Source organism: Streptomyces sp. NPDC059169, assembly GCF_042755225.1.
Lineage (GTDB): Bacteria > Actinomycetota > Actinomycetes > Streptomycetales > Streptomycetaceae > Streptomyces.
Map to the genome: position 1 here is coordinate 242,740 of NZ_JBHZCF010000003.1, position 16,283 is coordinate 259,022.

At 70.4% G+C, this 16,283-nt stretch carries 13 protein-coding genes and 3 pseudogenes; 4 read left to right on the forward strand and 12 right to left on the reverse strand.

Annotation, left to right across the window (positions count from 1 at the left end; translation table 11 throughout):
- Nucleotides 1-106 precede the first annotated feature (106 nt).
- Nucleotides 107-244: pseudogene (locus tag ACFXOM_RS07300) on the forward strand (DUF3291 domain-containing protein); the annotation flags it as partial.
- Nucleotides 245-517: 273 nt separating this feature from the next.
- Here the strand turns inward: ACFXOM_RS07300 and ACFXOM_RS07305 are convergent.
- The gene (locus tag ACFXOM_RS07305; RefSeq protein ID WP_384928164.1) at nt 518-1,015 is read right to left on the reverse strand and encodes a GNAT family N-acetyltransferase; all 498 of its coding nucleotides are present in this window, start codon (nt 1,013-1,015) and stop codon (nt 518-520) included.
- Between the two features lie 204 nt (nt 1,016-1,219).
- Between ACFXOM_RS07305 and ACFXOM_RS07310 the strand changes: the two genes are divergently transcribed.
- Nucleotides 1,220-1,765 (forward strand): hypothetical protein, encoded by a 546-nt coding sequence (locus ACFXOM_RS07310; protein WP_384928167.1) that lies wholly within the window; start codon nt 1,220-1,222, stop codon nt 1,763-1,765.
- Between the two features lie 237 nt (nt 1,766-2,002).
- Here the strand turns inward: ACFXOM_RS07310 and ACFXOM_RS07315 are convergent.
- Nucleotides 2,003-2,126 (reverse strand): annotated as a pseudogene (locus ACFXOM_RS07315) (IS630 family transposase); the annotation flags it as partial.
- 273 nt (nt 2,127-2,399) lie between these two features.
- On the opposite strand from ACFXOM_RS07315, the gene ACFXOM_RS07320 reads away from it, so the two are divergent.
- Nucleotides 2,400-3,272, forward strand: a complete 873-nt coding sequence (locus ACFXOM_RS07320; RefSeq protein ID WP_384928170.1) for a universal stress protein — start codon at nt 2,400-2,402, stop codon at nt 3,270-3,272.
- A 203-nt stretch (nt 3,273-3,475) separates the two neighbouring features.
- Here ACFXOM_RS07320 and ACFXOM_RS07325 read toward each other — a convergent pair.
- The 6 genes and pseudogenes from ACFXOM_RS07325 to ACFXOM_RS07350 all read right to left on the reverse strand — a co-directional run.
- Nucleotides 3,476-3,661, reverse strand: a pseudogene (locus ACFXOM_RS07325) (LuxR C-terminal-related transcriptional regulator); the annotation flags it as partial.
- A gap of 812 nt (nt 3,662-4,473) precedes the next feature.
- On the reverse strand, nt 4,474-6,015 hold the full coding sequence (locus ACFXOM_RS07330) for a YfcC family protein (RefSeq protein ID WP_384928172.1): 1,542 nt from the start codon (nt 6,013-6,015) through the stop codon (nt 4,474-4,476).
- Nucleotides 6,012-6,965, reverse strand: coding sequence for a carbamate kinase (locus ACFXOM_RS07335; protein ID WP_384928174.1), 954 nt, complete (start codon nt 6,963-6,965; stop codon nt 6,012-6,014). Before ACFXOM_RS07335 ends, ACFXOM_RS07330 begins: the two co-directional genes overlap by 4 nt.
- Before the next feature lie 34 nt (nt 6,966-6,999).
- Nucleotides 7,000-8,001 carry an ornithine carbamoyltransferase gene (argF, locus tag ACFXOM_RS07340; RefSeq protein WP_384928177.1) on the reverse strand — a complete coding sequence of 334 codons (1,002 nt, stop codon included), beginning with the start codon at nt 7,999-8,001 and terminating at the stop codon, nt 7,000-7,002.
- 65 nt (nt 8,002-8,066) lie between these two features.
- Entirely contained in the window at nt 8,067-9,290 is a 1,224-nt protein-coding gene (locus ACFXOM_RS07345; protein ID WP_385037272.1) for an arginine deiminase, read from the reverse strand.
- 756 nt (nt 9,291-10,046) lie between these two features.
- A complete protein-coding gene (locus ACFXOM_RS07350) occupies nt 10,047-10,925 on the reverse strand; it encodes a universal stress protein (protein ID WP_384928182.1) in 879 nt (292 codons plus the stop codon).
- Nucleotides 10,926-11,702: 777 nt separating this feature from the next.
- Between ACFXOM_RS07350 and ACFXOM_RS07355 the strand changes: the two genes are divergently transcribed.
- Nucleotides 11,703-12,959: an ROK family protein gene (locus ACFXOM_RS07355; RefSeq protein ID WP_385037275.1), complete on the forward strand. Its 1,257-nt coding sequence runs from the start codon at nt 11,703-11,705 to the stop codon at nt 12,957-12,959.
- Between the two features lie 371 nt (nt 12,960-13,330).
- On the opposite strand, the gene ACFXOM_RS07360 is transcribed toward ACFXOM_RS07355, so the two are convergent.
- From ACFXOM_RS07360 to ACFXOM_RS07375, 4 genes are read right to left on the reverse strand one after another with little or no spacing between them, the layout of a single operon-like run.
- Nucleotides 13,331-14,593: an ATP-binding protein gene (locus ACFXOM_RS07360; protein ID WP_384928188.1), complete on the reverse strand. Its 1,263-nt coding sequence runs from the start codon at nt 14,591-14,593 to the stop codon at nt 13,331-13,333.
- A 5-nt stretch (nt 14,594-14,598) separates the two neighbouring features.
- Nucleotides 14,599-15,276: a two-component system response regulator CseB gene (gene cseB / locus ACFXOM_RS07365; RefSeq protein WP_385037278.1), complete on the reverse strand. Its 678-nt coding sequence runs from the start codon at nt 15,274-15,276 to the stop codon at nt 14,599-14,601.
- An 18-nt stretch (nt 15,277-15,294) separates the two neighbouring features.
- Nucleotides 15,295-15,738: a hypothetical protein gene (locus ACFXOM_RS07370; protein WP_384928193.1), complete on the reverse strand. Its 444-nt coding sequence runs from the start codon at nt 15,736-15,738 to the stop codon at nt 15,295-15,297.
- Nucleotides 15,739-15,753: 15 nt separating this feature from the next.
- Nucleotides 15,754-16,263 (reverse strand): hypothetical protein, encoded by a 510-nt coding sequence (locus ACFXOM_RS07375; protein WP_384928195.1) that lies wholly within the window; start codon nt 16,261-16,263, stop codon nt 15,754-15,756.
- Nucleotides 16,264-16,283: the final 20 nt, after the last annotated feature.

Sequence of the window (16,283 nt, forward strand, 5' to 3'; positions counted from 1 at the left end):
CCTCCTCGGTGACGTCGGCGACGGGTTGCGGCTGGTCTTCCGCGACCGCTGGCTCCGCACGCTGACGCTCTTCGGAGCGCACCCAACGGCCTGTCGGCCAGGGCATGACGGGGTTTCCCGGCTGGAACACCTCCACGACCACGGCTGTGCACCGCACGCCTTCGCCTTCCACCACGCCTTCACCCCGGACGGAACTCCGACGAGGGTCACGGGCATCGCCCCGAAGGGCGGTCCGGCTCACTGACAAGGAAGCCCGAACGACCGGGTTTCGCTGTCGAACCCCCGATGGGGTGACGGCGAACTCGCCGATGGTCGATGCTCAACGGGTCCTCGCTGCCACCGCGGGGTGGCCTGCGCCCATCCACGGTCGCGCAGCGCGAGGTCGCCACCCGCAGTGCCCCCGTCGTCGTGCTCCGGCGCGCGCAGGGGTGCGGGGCGACCTGCCCCGGCCCGCCCCCGCACGCGGATCACGGCACGTGGCCGGACCGCCCGTCCGCATCACCGGTCCGGCCCCGTATCAGGTGAGCGGGCGCTCGTAGACGAGGAAGCCTTCATGACGGGCCAGTCGGTCGTAGAGGGCGCGCGCCGTGGTGTTGTCCGCGTGCGTCTGCCAGTACAACTTCTCCGCCCCGGCGTCGCGGGCCGCGGCGGCCGTTGCTTCGACGAGGGCCGTGGCCGCGCCACGCCCCCGGGCCGCCGGCGCGGTGAACAGGTCCTCCAGGTAGCAGTAGCTCCCCTTCGCCCACGTCGAACGGTGCAGGACGTAGTGGCAGATGCCGACGAGGGCACCGTCGGTCCAGGCCCCCAGGCCCCCCATGGGCTCCGCGGGATCGACGAGGCGTTCCCAGGTCGCGTCGGTGACCTGGGGCGGCAGGGCGTGGTCGTAGAACTCCAGGTACGCCCGCCACAACGGATCCCAGGCCGCGCGGTCGCCGGGTGTCAGGGGACGCACGTCCATGCTGGTGGGAGACGACACGGTTCCTCGCAGTCCGTCGGCAGCGGCTGGCACCAGCATGCCAGCACCGTCCCGCGCACGACCTCGGCGACCGACGGGTCCGTGGCCGGTGCGTCGCCACTGTACGTCGCCCGCGACCGGGGCCGGGGGCGCCACCAGCGGGGGCGGCGACCCGATCCACACATGCGACCGAAGTGGCTGATTTATGCTGCTCATTGCCCCCTCATGCATATCTCCCCGCCAACCTTGGGCCACAATTTGCCGGTGGATGACAAGCACGGGGCGCGCCAGCAGTCTGGTCCAGGCCACGACAGGAGCGCACGGGACGCACGGGGCGGCCGATCCGCCAACTGGCCCGCATGGCGCGATGACTACCCCACGACTGCTCCGGGCGGGGAGCCCTACCTCCTCGCCACACTGCGGATGACGGTGCCCGCCGGCAGGTACTGGCAGCAGCACAGGCTCGTCGAGAACGACCGGCTGCACCAGCGGCTTGGCCCCCTGCTCGGCACCCTGCCCATGAACCACTCGCTGCTGCAGGAGCCGCACGGCGGCCAGCCCTGCCGCTACACGGACCGTGCACTGAGCATGCGGACGGAATCGGATCCGGACCGCTGGCCCAACACCCTCTTCCGCCAACACGCCCTGGCCGACGGGCCCCGTCTTGGGCTGGGCGAAGTCACCCTGACCCTCCGGCTGCAGACGCGGGCCGGGGACGTGCACGAAGTCTCGCGCACCGTCAACGAGTGCAACATACGGGCGGACGGGCGGCTGCTGCTCACCCAGATACCGCCGGGCCGTCGCTCGTGACCCGAGTCAGAGGTTCGTCGTCGGATGGATGTGAGTCGTCGTGGCCCGGAGATCGCGCCGTTGGCGGTGACGGATGCCCAGCGGGCTGTGCTTGAGGGATGGGTGCATCGCCGGCCGACGACTCAGGCTCTGGCCTGCGGTCCCGGTTCGTTCCGGTGTGTGCCGAGGGGCGCTCGATCATGGAGATGTCACGGCGGCCGACGGCCGCCCCGGACACGGTCCGCACCTCGGACGTTCGAGGGCTCGGACGGAGCGGTGGACACCGCGCCTTGAGCTGTTTCGGCGTCAGCCCGGCGAACCACCGCTCGACCAGGTTGAGCCGGGACGAACTCGTCGGTGTGAAGTGCAGGTGGAAGCGCGGGCAGGCCAGCAGCTGCTTCGGGCACCTGCCCCCGACGCGGGGCTCGTCGGCTGGGAGACGCGTCCCGCACTCACGAAGGCTCCGCCGTGACCGGGTCCTCAGCGCGGATCGCTTTCCGGATCGGCCGGCGGCGCCGGGCGGGCGTCCCAGCCGAACGGGGTCCGCATGTCGGGCCGACCGGCCCTCGTCGAACAGCTCCCGGCTCCGTGAGGATCGAAGGCCCCAGGGGCGGTCGAAGGGCCGTGCCCGCCCGACGCGTACGGAGGCCATCGCATGACTCGCCCTGTCACTGTAGGAGTGGACGGATCCTCGGAGAGCATGGCCGCGGTGGACTGGGCAGCCCGTGAGGCCACTCTCCGCGGCGTGCCTCTGCGCATCGTGCACGCCTGGCTCTGGCAGCCCCTGGACGTCCCCGTCGTCCAGGACAGGGAGGTGCAGGCCCAGTCCGCCAACGCCGTGCTGCTGGAGGCCGAGACACGCGTGTCCGACCGGTATCCGGACCTGTCGGTCACAGCCGAAGTGGTGCCGGATGCGGCAGTTTCCGCCCTGCTCACCGAAGCTGACCGGGCAGGCATGCTGGTCCTCGGGTCACGTGGGCACGGAGCGATCGCCGGTTTCCTGCTCGGCTCGTACGGTCAGCAAGTGATCGCGAACGCGACGCGCCCGGTGGTGTCGGTCCGGGTCCGCGACGGGCAGGTGCACGAGCCGGACGGCGGCGAGGTCGTCGTGGGGCAGCAGGGTGAGGCGGAGGACAGTGACGCCGTACTGGGGTTCGCCTTCGAGGCGGCTGCCGCACGAGGCGCGACCGTGCGAGCAGTACGGGCCTGGAGCTTGCCGCCCATCTTTGCCTACAGCCCGAGTTCGATGTGCCTCGCCGATGAGTCGGGAGGGCTGGAACCGTTCGAGAGGAAGACCTTGGAGCAGGCGCTCGCTCCGTGGCGGGAGAAGTTCCCCGCCGTGCCGGTGATCGCGCACGTGGAAATCGGGAGCGCGGGGCAGGTGTTGCTTTCGGCTGCCGCCCGGGCCCAGTTGCTCGTGCTGGGCCGCCGGGTACGCCGCTCCCCTGTCGGTACCCGCATCGGGTCGGTGGCCCATGCCGCTCTGCATCATGCCCGCTGCCCCGTCGCAGTGGTGCCGCACGCCTGAGAATCGATCGGTCCGCGCCAGGATGGCGGCTCCGGGGAGCAGGTCCTTCGATACGTTCCCAAGCCTGGTCCGGGCCGGCACCGTCCCTCACCCGACGGCCGATACCCCGGTTCCGAGAGGAACCGGGGTATCGGTTTCTTGTGCGGGACGCGGCTAGGGACATTCAGTTCCGGTGCGCGGAACCTCCGTTCCGTGAGCGGGCCTCATGCGCCGGGGGAGGCCGGGCCTGCCCGGCCTCCATGAACCGCCAGTGCCTGCGTTGCGATGACGGCGGCCTGAACCCGCCGCTCCACACCCAGCTTGGCCAACAGCCGGAAAATGTTGTTCTCGGCTGTCTTCTCCGCCAGGTGGAGCTGCTTACCGATCTCCCGGTTGGACAGGGCATGTCCGGTGGATCATCGCCTGCGGCAGGTGGTGATCCACCGGACGCGCCGTGGGAAGCGGGCGTCACGCTGTGGAACCCTCGGAGCCAGAGCCGGATCGCTGCGACGGTCACGGCGCCCTGGAAGCCACGCTCACCGCGCAGCCCGGACGTGGGCAGATGCGGCTCGAGCCGGACCCATTCCTCGTTCGCGAGATCCCCCTCGCCCCATGGGCATGCCAACGCGCCGGAGCTCGAGACGTCACATGATCCGCCGGACAAGCCCTGGAGGCGGTCACCTTTCGGGTGACCGAGTGGGTCGACGGCGCGGTGGCCGGTCATCGACGAGCTGACCCACACCGTCGACGACCGCGACGTACCCACGGCGCATCCGGCTGCGGTGGGGTGCGGGCGACAGGGCACCAGGAAGTGGCCAGCACATGGTCAACGATCGCCCGCAGCCGCCGCCTCACGGGGAGCCGCCATCCAGCCGGAAACCGCCTGCTGTCCGCACACCGAGGCTCTGCGCTGACGGCGCAGGCGGCATACATGTCCACCGCCGCACGGCACCGATGCCGCTGGACGCGGGACGACAGCGGGCTGGTCTGTGGCGAGAGTCGGCAACGGGCACACGTCGCTGGGGTACGGGGGGATGGCGGAGCACGGTGTGCGGGTCGGGACAAGCGCCCGAGGCATGTGCCGGCTGTCCCCTCAAGTCGGCGGGCGCTGTCCGATACTCAGCTGCAGCCGGACCGGAGCACGTACCGGCGAACGCGCCAGTGGTGGGCGACCGGGGAGGTCGGTCGCCCACCACGTATACGGCTGTCCCTCGCTCACACGTCAGTTCAGGGTCGCCCCGACTGCGAGGAATCCGGCGATGACCACCAGGAGTGCCCCCATGAGCGGAGCCATGAACCGCAGGTACTGGTCGTAGCGGACCTTGGCCAGCGCCAGGCCGCCCATGACGACGGCGGAGGTCGGGGTGATCAGGTTCACCCAGCCCGAGGCCGACTGGTAGGCGGTGACCACAAGAGCCCGGCTGACCCCCGCGAAGTCGGCCAACGGCGCGAGGATCGGCATGGCCAGGGCCGCGTGCCCCGACGAGGAGGGCACGAAGAAGGCAAGCGGGATGTTGATGAGGAACATCAGGATGCCGAACATGCCGGAGGACGCACCTGAGACCGCGCTGTGCAGCCCGTTGAGGATGGTGTCGGTCACGGCGGCATTGTTCATGATGACGGTGACTCCGCGCGCCAGCATGACGATCATCGCCGCTCCGACGAAGTCCCCGGCCCCGCTGGTGATCGCGGCCGCCGTGCCCTTCTCCCCCAGGCCGCCGATCAGGCCGACGGCGATCGCCGCGACGATGAACAGGGCGGCGAGCTCGGGGAAGTACCAGCCCAGCGTAGGCAGGACGGTGACGTGCAGGTCGGCCCACGGGACCACGGCGAAGATCATGAAGAGGAAGGTGCCCGCGAAGGTCCAGAGCACGATGCGCTGACGGCCGGAGAGCTGCGCCGCCTCATGACCGTTGTCCTTGAGGAGATGGTCCTCCTCCGCGTCGGCAACGAGTGACCGGGCGGGTTCCGCGAGGATCCGCCGGGCGTAGCGCACCACATAGGCCGCCGCCAGACCGGTCAGGCAGAGCCACATCACCAGCCGCAGGACGATCCCGTCGCCGGTACCGATGCCCGCGCTGTCGGAGGCGACCCCGGTGGCGAAGGGATTGACCGTGGACGCAAGCGTGCCCACCCCGGCGCCGACCATGATGACCGTCGCGGCGACCATGCGGTCGTATCCCAGTGTGAGCATGAGCGGGATCATCAGTCCGTAGAAGCCGAGGGTTTCCTCTGCCATGCCGTAGGTAGTGCCGCCGAGAGAGAAGACGGTCAGGAGCACCACGAGGAGCAGTGTCCTGTGGCCCCGCAGGCGGTGCGCGAGGCGAGCTACCCCGAGGGTGAGAGCACCCGTGCGCATGGTGACGGTGATGAAGGCTCCGACCGCCAGGATGAAGAGGAACACACCGGCCGCTCCGGCGAAGTCGCCGCTGCCTCCGGGCGCAGTGAGCGCGCTCTCGGGGTCGGTGACTCCGTACAGGCCGTTGACGGGTGCGAGGAAGAGGTCCTTGAGCCGGTCCCCGATGCCGGTCGTCAGATCCACGGGGTGGTACGTGCCGGGGACCGGGCTGCCGTCCTCGGTGTCATAGCGGCCGGCCGGTATGACGAAGGCCAAGACCCATACCCCGACCGTCACCGCTATCAGGACGGTGAAGGCCGAGGGGAAGGAGAATCTGCGCGTGCCGGCCGAGGCGCCGTGCGGGTCGGTGTCCTGCTCCGCGGGCTCGGGCGCGGGGGAAACGCTGCTGGCGCTGCTGGTTGTCATCTCGGGTCCTGGGATGCGTACGGGCCGCCGTCACCGTGGCGGCCGCTGGGTGTGACGACGGTGCCGGTGGCGCCGTCGAGGATGGCCTGCGCGTCGTCGAGTGCGCCGATGGCGGCCATGCCGCCGGTCAGTTCCACGAACCGGCAGACGGCGTCGACTTTGGGGCCCATCGACCCGGCGGGGAAGTGGTGCGTGCGCAGACGGGCCGGCGTCGTGTGGCCGATGGGTTGCGCTTCGGGGGTTCCGTGGCCGAGTTCGACGTGGGGTACGTCGGTGAGCAGCAGGAGCACGTCGGCGTCGAGTGCCTCGGCCAGCATGGCTGCGGTGAGGTCCTTGTCCACCACCGCCTCGACGCCGACGAGTTGCCCCTTTTCATCCCGGATGACGGGTACACCGCCGCCGCCGGCGCAGACGGCCACGGCACCGGCGTTCAGCAGCAGGCGGATCAGGGGCGTTTCGACGACGCGTTGCGGGCGAGGTGAGGGCACGACCCGCCGCCATCGCGTGCCGTCCTGTTTGATCGTCCAGTTGCCCTCCGCAGCCAGCCGTTCTGCCTCGGCCTGTTCGTAGACGGGACCGACGAACTTTTCGGGATGGGCAAAGGCAGGGTCGGCGGCGGAGACGAGAGTCTGGTTGAGCAGGGCACAGACCTGGCGGTCTGGCAGGGCGTTCTGCAGGGATTGCAGCAGCCAGTAGCCGATCATGCCCTGGGTCTCCGCCCCCAGGACGTCGAAAGGGTACGGACGGGTCAGGGAATGGTCGGCTGCGCTCTGCAGCGCGAGGACGCCGACCTGTGGACCATTGCCATGGGTGATCACCAGCTCGTGATGGTGTGCGAGTGGTGCCAGAGCGGCTACCGCCAGGTGGATGTTGGCCAGTTGTACGGCGGCGTCCGGCCGGTCCTCCCGGCGGAGCAGGGCGTTGCCGCCCAGTGCGACGACGACGCGCATGGGGTGCCTTTCACGGAGGTGTGGAGGTGGAGCTTCAGTCGGCGAGGGTGGCGACCAGGACGGCTTTGATGGTGTGCAGCCGGTTTTCTGCCTGATCGAAGACGATGGAGTGGGCCGATTCGAAGACCTCGTCGGTGACTTCCATGGCGGTCATGCCGGTCCGTGCGGCGATCTTCGCGCCGACGGTGGTGTCGCTGTCGTGAAAGGCCGGCAGGCAGTGCATGAACTTCACCTGCGGGTTTCCACTCGCCTTGAGCACGTCCATGGTCACCTGGTACGGCTTGAGCAGGGCGATCCGCTCGTCCCACATCTCCGGGGACTCCCCCATGGACAGCCATACGTCGGTGTAGACGAAGTCGACACCCGCCACGCCCTCGGGGACGTCTTCGGTCACGGTGATCCGCGCGCCCGTGGGAGCTGCTGCCCTGCGTGCTTCGGATACCAACTCGGGGGCACCGTGCAGGGACCGGGGGCCAACCATGCGTACGTCCATACCGAGCATCGCGGCGGTGATCAGGAGGGAATTGGCGACATTGTTCCTGGCATCGCCGAGGTAGGCGAACGACACCTGGGTCAGCGGTTTGTCGGTGTGCTCCCACATGGTCAGCACGTCCGCGAGCGACTGTGTCGGGTGCCACTGGTCCGTCAGCCCGTTCCACACCGGGACGCCGGCGTACCGGGCCAGTTCCTCCACCAGGCGCTGATCGCTGCCGCGGTACTCGATGCCGTCGTAGTAGCGCCCCAGGACCCGGGCGGTGTCCTTGACGGACTCCTTGTGGCCAAGCTGCGAGCTGGAAGGTTCCAGATAGGTCACGTGGGCGCCCTCCTGGTACGCCGCTACCTCGAAGGCGCAGCGCGTACGTGTGGAGGTCTTCTCGAAGATGACCGCGATGTTCTTGCCGCGCAGGCGGGGTTCTTCCGTGCCCGCGTGGCGGGCGCCTTTCAGCTGCGCTGACAACTCGAGGAGGTGGCGGAACTCGACCGGAGTGAGGTCGAGTTCCTTGAGGAAGGGGCGATGACGCAGATCGACGGCCATGCCGGCACGACTCCTTGGTTCTCTTCGACGAGTGAGGGTCATTGGGAAGGAAGACTGACTGTGCGTCAGACCGATTCGCGCTCGATCGGGCAGCTCATGCAGCGCGGGCCGCCGCGGCCCCGGCCGAGTTCGCTGCCCCGGATGGTGACGACCTCGACACCGCTCTTGCGCAGATGCGTGTTGGTCGTGACGTTGCGCTCGTACGCCACGACGACACCGGGCTCCACGGCCAGTACGTTGCAGCCGTCGTCCCACTGCTCCCGCTCCGCGGAGCGGACGTCCTGGCTGGGCGTGAGCACCCGGATGGAATCGAGACCGAGGGCGTTCGCGATGGCCTGGTCCATCTCCTCGGGCACGTGGTCGGTAATCTTCAGGCCTTGGCCACCGAGGCCGGGTTCGATCGTCGAGGACGGCAGCATGCCCAGCCCGGCGTAGCGGATGAAGGTATCGCCACTCAGCATGGTCATCACCGTGTCCAGGTGCATGAAACTGCGGCTCTTGGGCAGGTCGAGTGCCACCACGCACCGCGCGGAGCCTCCGGCGAACATGCGCAGGGCCAGCCTTTCCACCGCCTGCGGGGTGGTGCGCTCGCTCATGCCGACGAGAACCGCGCCGTTGCCGATGACCAGGATGTCGCCGCCCTCGATGGTGGACGGATAGGCAGCTTCCCCGTCCGTCCACCGCTGGAACTCTCCTTTTTCGAAGAGGGGATGGTGCCGGTAGATCGCTTCGAAGTGAACAGTCTCGCGGCGCCGCGCCCGCTTCTTCATCGGGTTGATACTCACGCCGTCGTACACCCAGCACGAGGTGTCGCGGGTGAACAGATGGTTGGGAAGCGGGGCCAGTACGAAGTCGTCGGGCGCCATGGCGTGCAGCCGCACACTCGGCACGGCGCCCATGCGCCCGAGCAACTCCCTCTTCGTGACTCCGCCGATGAGGCACGCGGCTAGTTCGGCCGGTTCCAGGGAGTCGAAGAGCACACGCATACGGTCGGTCGCGAGCGGGCCGAAGTCCCGCTCGTCGAAGACGCGGTCCTGGACGAGGGTGCGGGCGGCGGGGCGAGCCAGGGTCTCGGTGAGCAGGTCGGAGAAGAGGTGAACACGGACTCCGCGGTCGCGCAGGGTGTCGGCGAAGGCGTCGTGCTCCTCCCGAGCTCGTTTGACCCAGAGGACGTCGTCGAAGAGCAACGCGTCCTTGTTCGTCGGGGTCAGCCGCTTCAACTCCAGGTCGGGCCGGTGCAGGATGACCTGTTTGAGCCTGCCGGTCTCGGAATCGACATGAAAGGACATAGTGCTCCTCGGCACGCTGGAGGGTCTGTTGCGCTCGGGCGCGAAGTGAGGCTCTCGCCGCGCGGTCCGGCGGCCGCCGGACCGCGCCTCGGCCATGAGTTGACCCTGCCATGCGGACCGTGCGGAGACGGACGGCAACAGTCCCCACGCAAAGGCCGTACAGGACCTGTCGCCCCTGACCCGGTCGCCGGGCCGAACGGGACCTTCGGCCCTGCGCCGCCGCCGACCGGGCGATGCGTCAGTCCGCTTGCAGGCCGTGGGCGCGGAACTGTCCTCGGACCCGCTCCACGAGTTGCGCATCCGGCGCGGGCGTGGCGCGCAAGGGGAACGGAATGCCGAGGGCTTCGTACTCGGGGACACCGAGTCGGTGGAAGGGCGGGACACCGACGCGTTCGGCACTGTCGAGCCCGGCGACGAAGGCTGCCAGGCCGTCGACGGCCTCTTCGTCGTCGGAGCACCACGGTCATCGCTGCCTCAGAACAGTCGACGTGGCGCCCACGGCCGGATCCGGCGGCGCCCTCCTGGTCCACGCTCGCCGCTCCCGAAGCCCCGGCGCAGGTCCTCAAGAGTCCAACTCACCGCCGACCGACCCTGCGGGGCAGCGACACCGGGCCTTGGGTCCCGGCTGTCAGTGATCTGCAGGCGCCGCACAGCGATGCCTGGGCAAACTGCCCATCCACGCTTGGGCTTCGGCACGCCGACACGTGCGGCGCCGCTGCCAGGACACGAGGCAGCGGCGCCGTTCTGACGAGTCGTTCAGTTGTGCGGCACCACGGCGACCGGAGCCGCGCAGTGATGCAGGACAGAATGTGTCACCGGCCCGGTGTGCGTACCGATCGAGGACGTACGGTTGCGGCGCCCGACCACGACGAGACGGGCACCGCGTGCTGCGGCCAGCAGGTCGGTGGTGGGACGGCCGAGGCGGGATTCCTCGGTGACCTGTACCTCAGGGAACTTATGCCGCCACGGCAGGAGCACCGCAGCCAAGGCGTCTGCCTTCGCCCCCTCGAGCTCGCCCTTGAGTACGGCGGCGGCTGCTGCCGCATCCGGCCCCCAAGCCAGCGGGAAGTTCCAGCTGTGCACCACGCGCAGCCCGGCCCCGTGACGGTCAGCGTGGGCGAAGGCGAATTCCAGCAGCTCGTCACATGGGTGCGAGATGTCCACTCCGAGGACGACGGGGCCGCTCACCGCCTGGGGCACGCTGGACGGCACCGGCGGCTCTTGGCCCCGGACCAGTACGACGGGGTGGCGAGTACGGGCGACGACGGCCAAGGACACGGCCCCCGCGACGAAGCCGGTGATCGCGCCGAGCCCTCGGGACCCAAGGACCAGCAAAGCGGCCTCTTCGGCTGCCTCGCAGAGAATCGTGGCAGGATCCCCGCACTCCTGTGCCGTCTCCACCTCGAGCCCGGGGTGGTGCTTGCTCACCCACTCCGCGGCCTTGCGCGGAGTGCGCTCGGCCCAATGGCGCCGCTTGTCCGGGCTGATGAGCGGCGTGTGCACATCCGGCTCGATGTCCCAGACATGGACGAGCCGCAGCGGCAGGCTGCGCGCGAGCGCCTCACGCGCAGCCCAGTCGACGGCCGCCATGCTTTCTCGGGAACCGTCGAGGCCGACGGTGACAGTGCGGGACATCTGGGGACCTCCGAGTCCAGGACGACGTGATGCCCTCACAGTGGTGGGTGCTGACACGGAGCAGAAGGGGCCACAGGTCCCCGCAGGGGGCTGGAGGGCCCGCGCGGGCCGGGGCGGAAGTTGACGTGCACGCGAGTACGCCTCCATCACCACGCGTCCGTCTGCGCCGGCGAGCCGTTCGGCTGCGCTGACGGCAGCTTTCCCGTCCTCGGCCGAGGTCCACGACAGCTGCGAAATGTTGTCGTGGCTGAGGAGTTCCGCGGTGGTACGAGGATCCAGCCAGCCGCCTTCGGGGTTGGTCCCCAGGCGCCTGGTGACATGGTGGACACCCTCCCGGGGACGAACCCCTGATCTCGAATGTCCGCCGAACCGGAGCAAGCTCACCAGAAGCAGGCAAAGCGGTGGAGGGCGCGCGGGGCCACGGAGAGGGAGTCGGACCGCACGCCCGGGTACAAGGCGCCCGAGTCGCCGCTTGCGGTTGCGAGCGCCGTTCCCCGGCGCTCCGTCACGCAGGATGCCGGGGTGGGACCACTGACGGGGGGTCCCGAAGCCGGCGGCGCGCGTGACCGGGGCGGGAGCGGACCCGGCGATCGTGGCGGCGAGAGGAAGCGGGAAGGGGCGGGACGCCGCCGTGGACGGACCAGGCGCCCGACGACCGTTTGATCACGGGCGACGCGCGGCTCGGCACCCCCGCACGCGTGGTTCCGCCCATGTGCCCGGCGCCGCACCCCCGCACACTTAAGCAACGCTGTTGCCAAACGGTGAGCAGAGAGCACAATGGGAGGCGTGAGGGTGAATTGGGCCAGGGCCATCGGAGCCGCCGGCGACGACGCGGACGGTTCCGCGGCGGTCGGCTGGGGAGGCGGGCCGGGAGCGAACCTCCCCTCGCTGCGCAATCACAACGCGGCGTTGGTGCTGGACCTGCTGCGTACGGCGGGCGAGGAGGGGATCAGCCGCCTGGAGGTCGCGGAACGCACGGGACTCACCCCGCAGGCCGTCAGCAAGATCACCGCCCGGCTGCGGGAGCAGGACCTGGTCACGGAAGCGGGACGGCGCGCCTCGACCGGGGGCAAGCCGCCCACGGCACTGCGGCTGGTCCCTTCTGCGGCGTATGCGGTGGGCGTGCAGTTGGACCGTGACGAGTTGACGGCGGTGCTGCTGGATCTGGCCGGTACCCAGATCGCGACCCGCGCGGTCTCCGCAGATCTCGGGGCCGGCCCCGATGCGGTGACGGAGCAGGTGGCCAAGCAGGTACGGGCCCTGCTGAGCGACTCCTTGCACGCGGACCCCGTGAACGCCGGCTATCTGAAGAGCACCGCAGGAGAACCTGCGGGCTCGGCGAGCGACACGGCCGCGGACGTGGGGGCGGGAGCGCGGGTCCTGGGCGTCGGGGTCGCCATGCCCGGGCCGCTCGACCACCGTGCCGGGGTTCCCGGTCGCGTCACCGGTTACCCGGAGTGGAACGGGTACCCGCTGCGTGACGAGATCGCCGCCCGGCTCGGGCTGCCGGTGGTCCTGGACAAGGACACCAATGCCGCGGCCCTCGGGATCCTGCTCCGGGGAGAGAGCGGATCGTTCGCGTATCTTCACCTCGGCACCGGGATCGGTGCGGGCCTCGTCCTGGACGGGAGCCTGTACCGGGGAGTTCGGACGGGGGCCGGGGAATTCGGCCACCAGGTCGTCCAGTTGGACGGACCCCTCTGTGCGTGCGGCAAGCACGGGTGCATCGAGGCAGTGTGCCTGGCTGCCGCGGACCGCGGTGACGTCGGGGAGGCCGCGCGGGTGCTCTCCGTGGGCATCGCCAACCTCGCCGAGCTGCTCGACATCGACCAGGTGCTGCTCGGCGGCCGTGTGGTGGCAGCGGACGAATCGGAGTTCGTCCGGGGCGTGCGTGCCGCCCTGCCCTCGCGTACCCAGGTACTCGTGGCCCCCGCCGGAGGCAGTGCGTACCGCGTCGCGGAAGGAGCGGCCCAGCTGGTGCTCGCGCCGGTGTTCGGGCGCGCGGAGACCGCGGTCGAATCCCAACCCGGCTGAACCGGTGCGGAGACCGAGCACGAGGGCAGCGAGGGCAGACTCACCGTGATCGGGGCCGGTCGGACGCCGTCCCTCGAACACCGCACAGGGCTGACGCCCGGTGCTTCGCCGGCTCCCCGTTCGGAACGGGCCCGGACCGTCCGACGCAGGACGAGGACCCGGCCTCACCATGCCTGGCCCCCACCGTGCGGTGGTCGGCCGTCCCGGTCCCCGTGCGGTGGTGCCGTCCCGGCCCGACGAGCCGTCGGCAGCGCACGGAAACGCGGCCCCTCGCCTGTCAGTCCCGCCGATCACACGGGCGGGGAACCACCGCCGGGCACAGGCGAAGCCGGTGGTCACCACCCGTGTCCCCACCACAGGACGTGGGCCCGTCAGCTCCTGGGCACCCGACCGACGTCCGGCGCCAGGTCGAGGGTCGCCCGGGCTCCTCCCGTCGGAGGGTTCTCGTATGTCACCGCAGCGCCCAGCACGTGCGCCTGGCCCGCGACGATGGTCAGCCCCAGGCCGATACCCGTGCCGCGTTCACGGGCGCTCGTGCGGAAGCGTCGTGGCCCGTGCTCCAGCAGGTCCTCGGGGAAGCCGGGACCCTCGTCGCTGACGTGCACCGCGGTCGCGTCCACCTCCACCAGGACCGGCGGGGCACCGTGTCGCCGGGCGTTGCCGATCAGATTGGCCAGGATGCGCTCGACCCGGCGGGGGTCGGTCTCGACCACCGCGTCGCCACGGACCCTGACCTCCGTGCCCGCGCCCACCGCGGCGGCAGCCCGGTGGGCGAGCGTGCTGACCGGAACCTGCTCCGTCTGTGCCCGTTCGACGCCAGGAACGTCCAACCGGGCCACCTCGAGGACGTCCTCCACCAGTCGGCGCAGCACGTCGACGCCCCCGCTCACCAGGTCGGCCGGACGTCCGGGTGGCAGCAGGCCAACCGCCGTGACCAGGCCGGCCACGGGTGTGCGCAATTCGTGGGCGATGTCCGCCGTGACCCGGCGCTCGGCCTCCAGACGGGCGCTCAGGGCGTCGGCCATGGTGTTGACCGCCGCGCCGAGCCGAGCGATCTCGTCCGTGCCGCTGGGCAGGACCCGGGCCGTCAGATCACCGTCGGCGATCTGCTGCGCGGTGCGGGCGGAGGCCGCGATGCGACGTCCCGCTCCGGCGGCCACGGCAGCACCGAGGACACAGCCGAACGCGACGGCCGCCGTTCCGGAGCCGAGCAGCACCCGGTCGAGGTCCGCGAGCGCACGGGCCTGGGGGGCGTAGGACCGCCGTACGGCCAGGACGTCGTCCCCGGTCTTGGCGGCGGCCCACATCACCGCGTCCCGGGAGTCGCCGGCGTCCTGCAGGAAGGTGGCCCGTACCGGGGCGTCGGTGACGGTCCGGCGCAACTCGGCCGGCAGGTCCGTAGGGTTGACGAGGGCACCGCTGTCAATGCCGGCGGCGTAGTCGTCGGCTGCGTCGAGGAGTTGTGCGTCCACGAGGCCGGCGACGTTCTGCCGCTGGTTCTCGGCGGTGCGTTGGTGTACGAGGATCCCGATGAGGGCGGCGATGACCGCGGCGGTGCCGGCGATGACGAGTGCGGCTTTGGTGCGCAGCCCGACGGCGGGCCTCACGGCGGTCGTCCGGGGTCCGGTCCGCATGGTGGTCAGGGGGCGAGCTTGTAGCCGAAGCCGCGGACGGTCTGGATGCGGTCGCGGCCGATCTTGGCGCGCAGCCTCTGCACGTGGACGTCCACCACACGGGTGTCACCGCCCCAGGCGTAGTCCCATACGTGCTCCAGCAAGGTGCTTCGCGACAGGACGACGCCGGGACTCGCCGCGAACTCCATGACGAGTTTGCGTTCGGTGGGGGTGAGTTCGAGTAGCCGTTCCCCCCGGCGGACCTGGAGGGATGCCGGGTCCACGGTGAGGTCGCCGAACCGCAGGAGCGACCGGTCGGCGCGACGACCGCCATGGGCGAAGTCCGTGGCGCGGCGCAAGGCGGAGCGGATGCGGGCGACGAGTACGGGGACGTCGTACGGTTTGGTGAGGTAGTCGTCGGCACCCGCTTCCAGGCCGAGCACGACGTCCACCGGATCGGTGCGCGCCGAGATCATCAGCACCGGCACCCTGCTCTCCTCCCGGATGCGGCGCACGAGGCTGACCCCGTCGAGGTGGGGCAGCATGACGTCGAGCACCGCCACGTCCGGCGCCCGGTCGCGGAAGTGCGCCAGGCCGGCGAGTCCGTCCGACGCGGTGCGCACGGCGTAGCCGTAGCGTTCCAGGGAAAGTTGGGTGGCCTCACGGAGCAGCGCGTCGTCTTCGACGAGCAGTACCTCGGTCATGTGGGCCACTCCTCGGGGTCAGTTGGGGACGGGCAGGCGGAGGTCGTGCAGTTCGGCCGCCTGCTCCACCGGGAGGTGGGAGGACCGGACGACGGCGTGGGTGTAGTAGGCGACGTTTTCGCGGCCCTCCAGTCCGGTGAGTTCCACACTGGCCGGGTATCCGCTGTCCGAGCAATCCGGCAGGCACCACGGGCCGCTCACCCTCCCGGTGGCGGTGGCCCGTTCCTCGCCCCAGGCACGCCAGCGCAGTTCGGACAGCGAGGCGTGCTCCGTGATGCCGAAGCCCGTGGGGCGGCTCAGCGGGTTGCCCATGGTGTCGGAGACGTAGACGGGTTTGGTGTTCCGGTCGGCGCTCGGCGCGGGACCCTGGACGTGCGGGCCGCCGCCGGTACCGCAGCCGGCCGTTCCCGGGGCCGCGAGCGCCACCACGAGGACTGCGGCCGCGGCCGTCGGCTTGCTCATCGAACGCCTTTCACATCAGTGGGTCACGAGTGGGCGCTTGCCCCTGAGGTCTTCGGAATCGTACGCTCCGGCCTTCACCGTGAGCGACAGCCGGAAGGCCGAGAAGACTTCCTTCCCGTCCACCGATGTGGGGTCCGAGAGCGTGACGGTGGCTTTCAGCGGCTGGTCCACGCACGCATCCAGGCACCAGGTGCCGGTGACCCCACCGGTGCCCACGGCCCGCTCCGCTCCCCACTCCTGCCAGGTGACGTCGCTGATGGTGGTGAACTCCGACAGGACGAGGGTCTTGGGGCTGCGCTCGGCGCGTCCCGCGTCGGTGTTCTCCTCGCCGTAGTGGTTGACGACGTAGGGGGTGGCACCTGTGCTGGCGACGCTCTCGGTGCGGCTGACGACTCCGGAAGAACCAGCGGTCCTTCCCTGCTGTCCGCAGGCGGTGGTGAGCAGGCCGAGGAACAGGGCCCCGGCGAGGGCGGCGGTCAGCGGCCTGGTGGTGCGACGGGGGGAGGTCACGGTGGTGCGCGTCATGGTTGGGGCTCCGGTTCGTG

What these genes read in the sequence shown, in the direction of transcription:
- ACFXOM_RS07305 (WP_384928164.1), bottom strand. Translation starts at nt 1,015, where the DNA reads ATGCTGGTGCCAGCCGCTGCCGACGGACTGCGAGGAACCGTGTCGTCT.
- ACFXOM_RS07320 (WP_384928170.1), top strand. Translation starts at nt 2,400, where the DNA reads ATGACTCGCCCTGTCACTGTAGGAGTGGACGGATCCTCGGAGAGCATG.
- ACFXOM_RS07330 (WP_384928172.1), bottom strand. Translation starts at nt 6,015, where the DNA reads ATGACAACCAGCAGCGCCAGCAGCGTTTCCCCCGCGCCCGAGCCCGCG.
- ACFXOM_RS07335 (WP_384928174.1), bottom strand. Translation starts at nt 6,965, where the DNA reads ATGCGCGTCGTCGTCGCACTGGGCGGCAACGCCCTGCTCCGCCGGGAG.
- argF (WP_384928177.1), bottom strand. Translation starts at nt 8,001, where the DNA reads ATGGCCGTCGATCTGCGTCATCGCCCCTTCCTCAAGGAACTCGACCTC.
- ACFXOM_RS07345 (WP_385037272.1), bottom strand. Translation starts at nt 9,290, where the DNA reads ATGTCCTTTCATGTCGATTCCGAGACCGGCAGGCTCAAACAGGTCATC.
- ACFXOM_RS07350 (WP_384928182.1), bottom strand. Translation starts at nt 10,925, where the DNA reads ATGTCCCGCACTGTCACCGTCGGCCTCGACGGTTCCCGAGAAAGCATG.
- ACFXOM_RS07355 (WP_385037275.1), top strand. Translation starts at nt 11,703, where the DNA reads ATGGGAGGCGTGAGGGTGAATTGGGCCAGGGCCATCGGAGCCGCCGGC.
- ACFXOM_RS07360 (WP_384928188.1), bottom strand. Translation starts at nt 14,593, where the DNA reads ATGCGGACCGGACCCCGGACGACCGCCGTGAGGCCCGCCGTCGGGCTG.
- cseB (WP_385037278.1), bottom strand. Translation starts at nt 15,276, where the DNA reads ATGACCGAGGTACTGCTCGTCGAAGACGACGCGCTGCTCCGTGAGGCC.
- ACFXOM_RS07370 (WP_384928193.1), bottom strand. Translation starts at nt 15,738, where the DNA reads ATGAGCAAGCCGACGGCCGCGGCCGCAGTCCTCGTGGTGGCGCTCGCG.
- ACFXOM_RS07375 (WP_384928195.1), bottom strand. Translation starts at nt 16,263, where the DNA reads ATGACGCGCACCACCGTGACCTCCCCCCGTCGCACCACCAGGCCGCTG.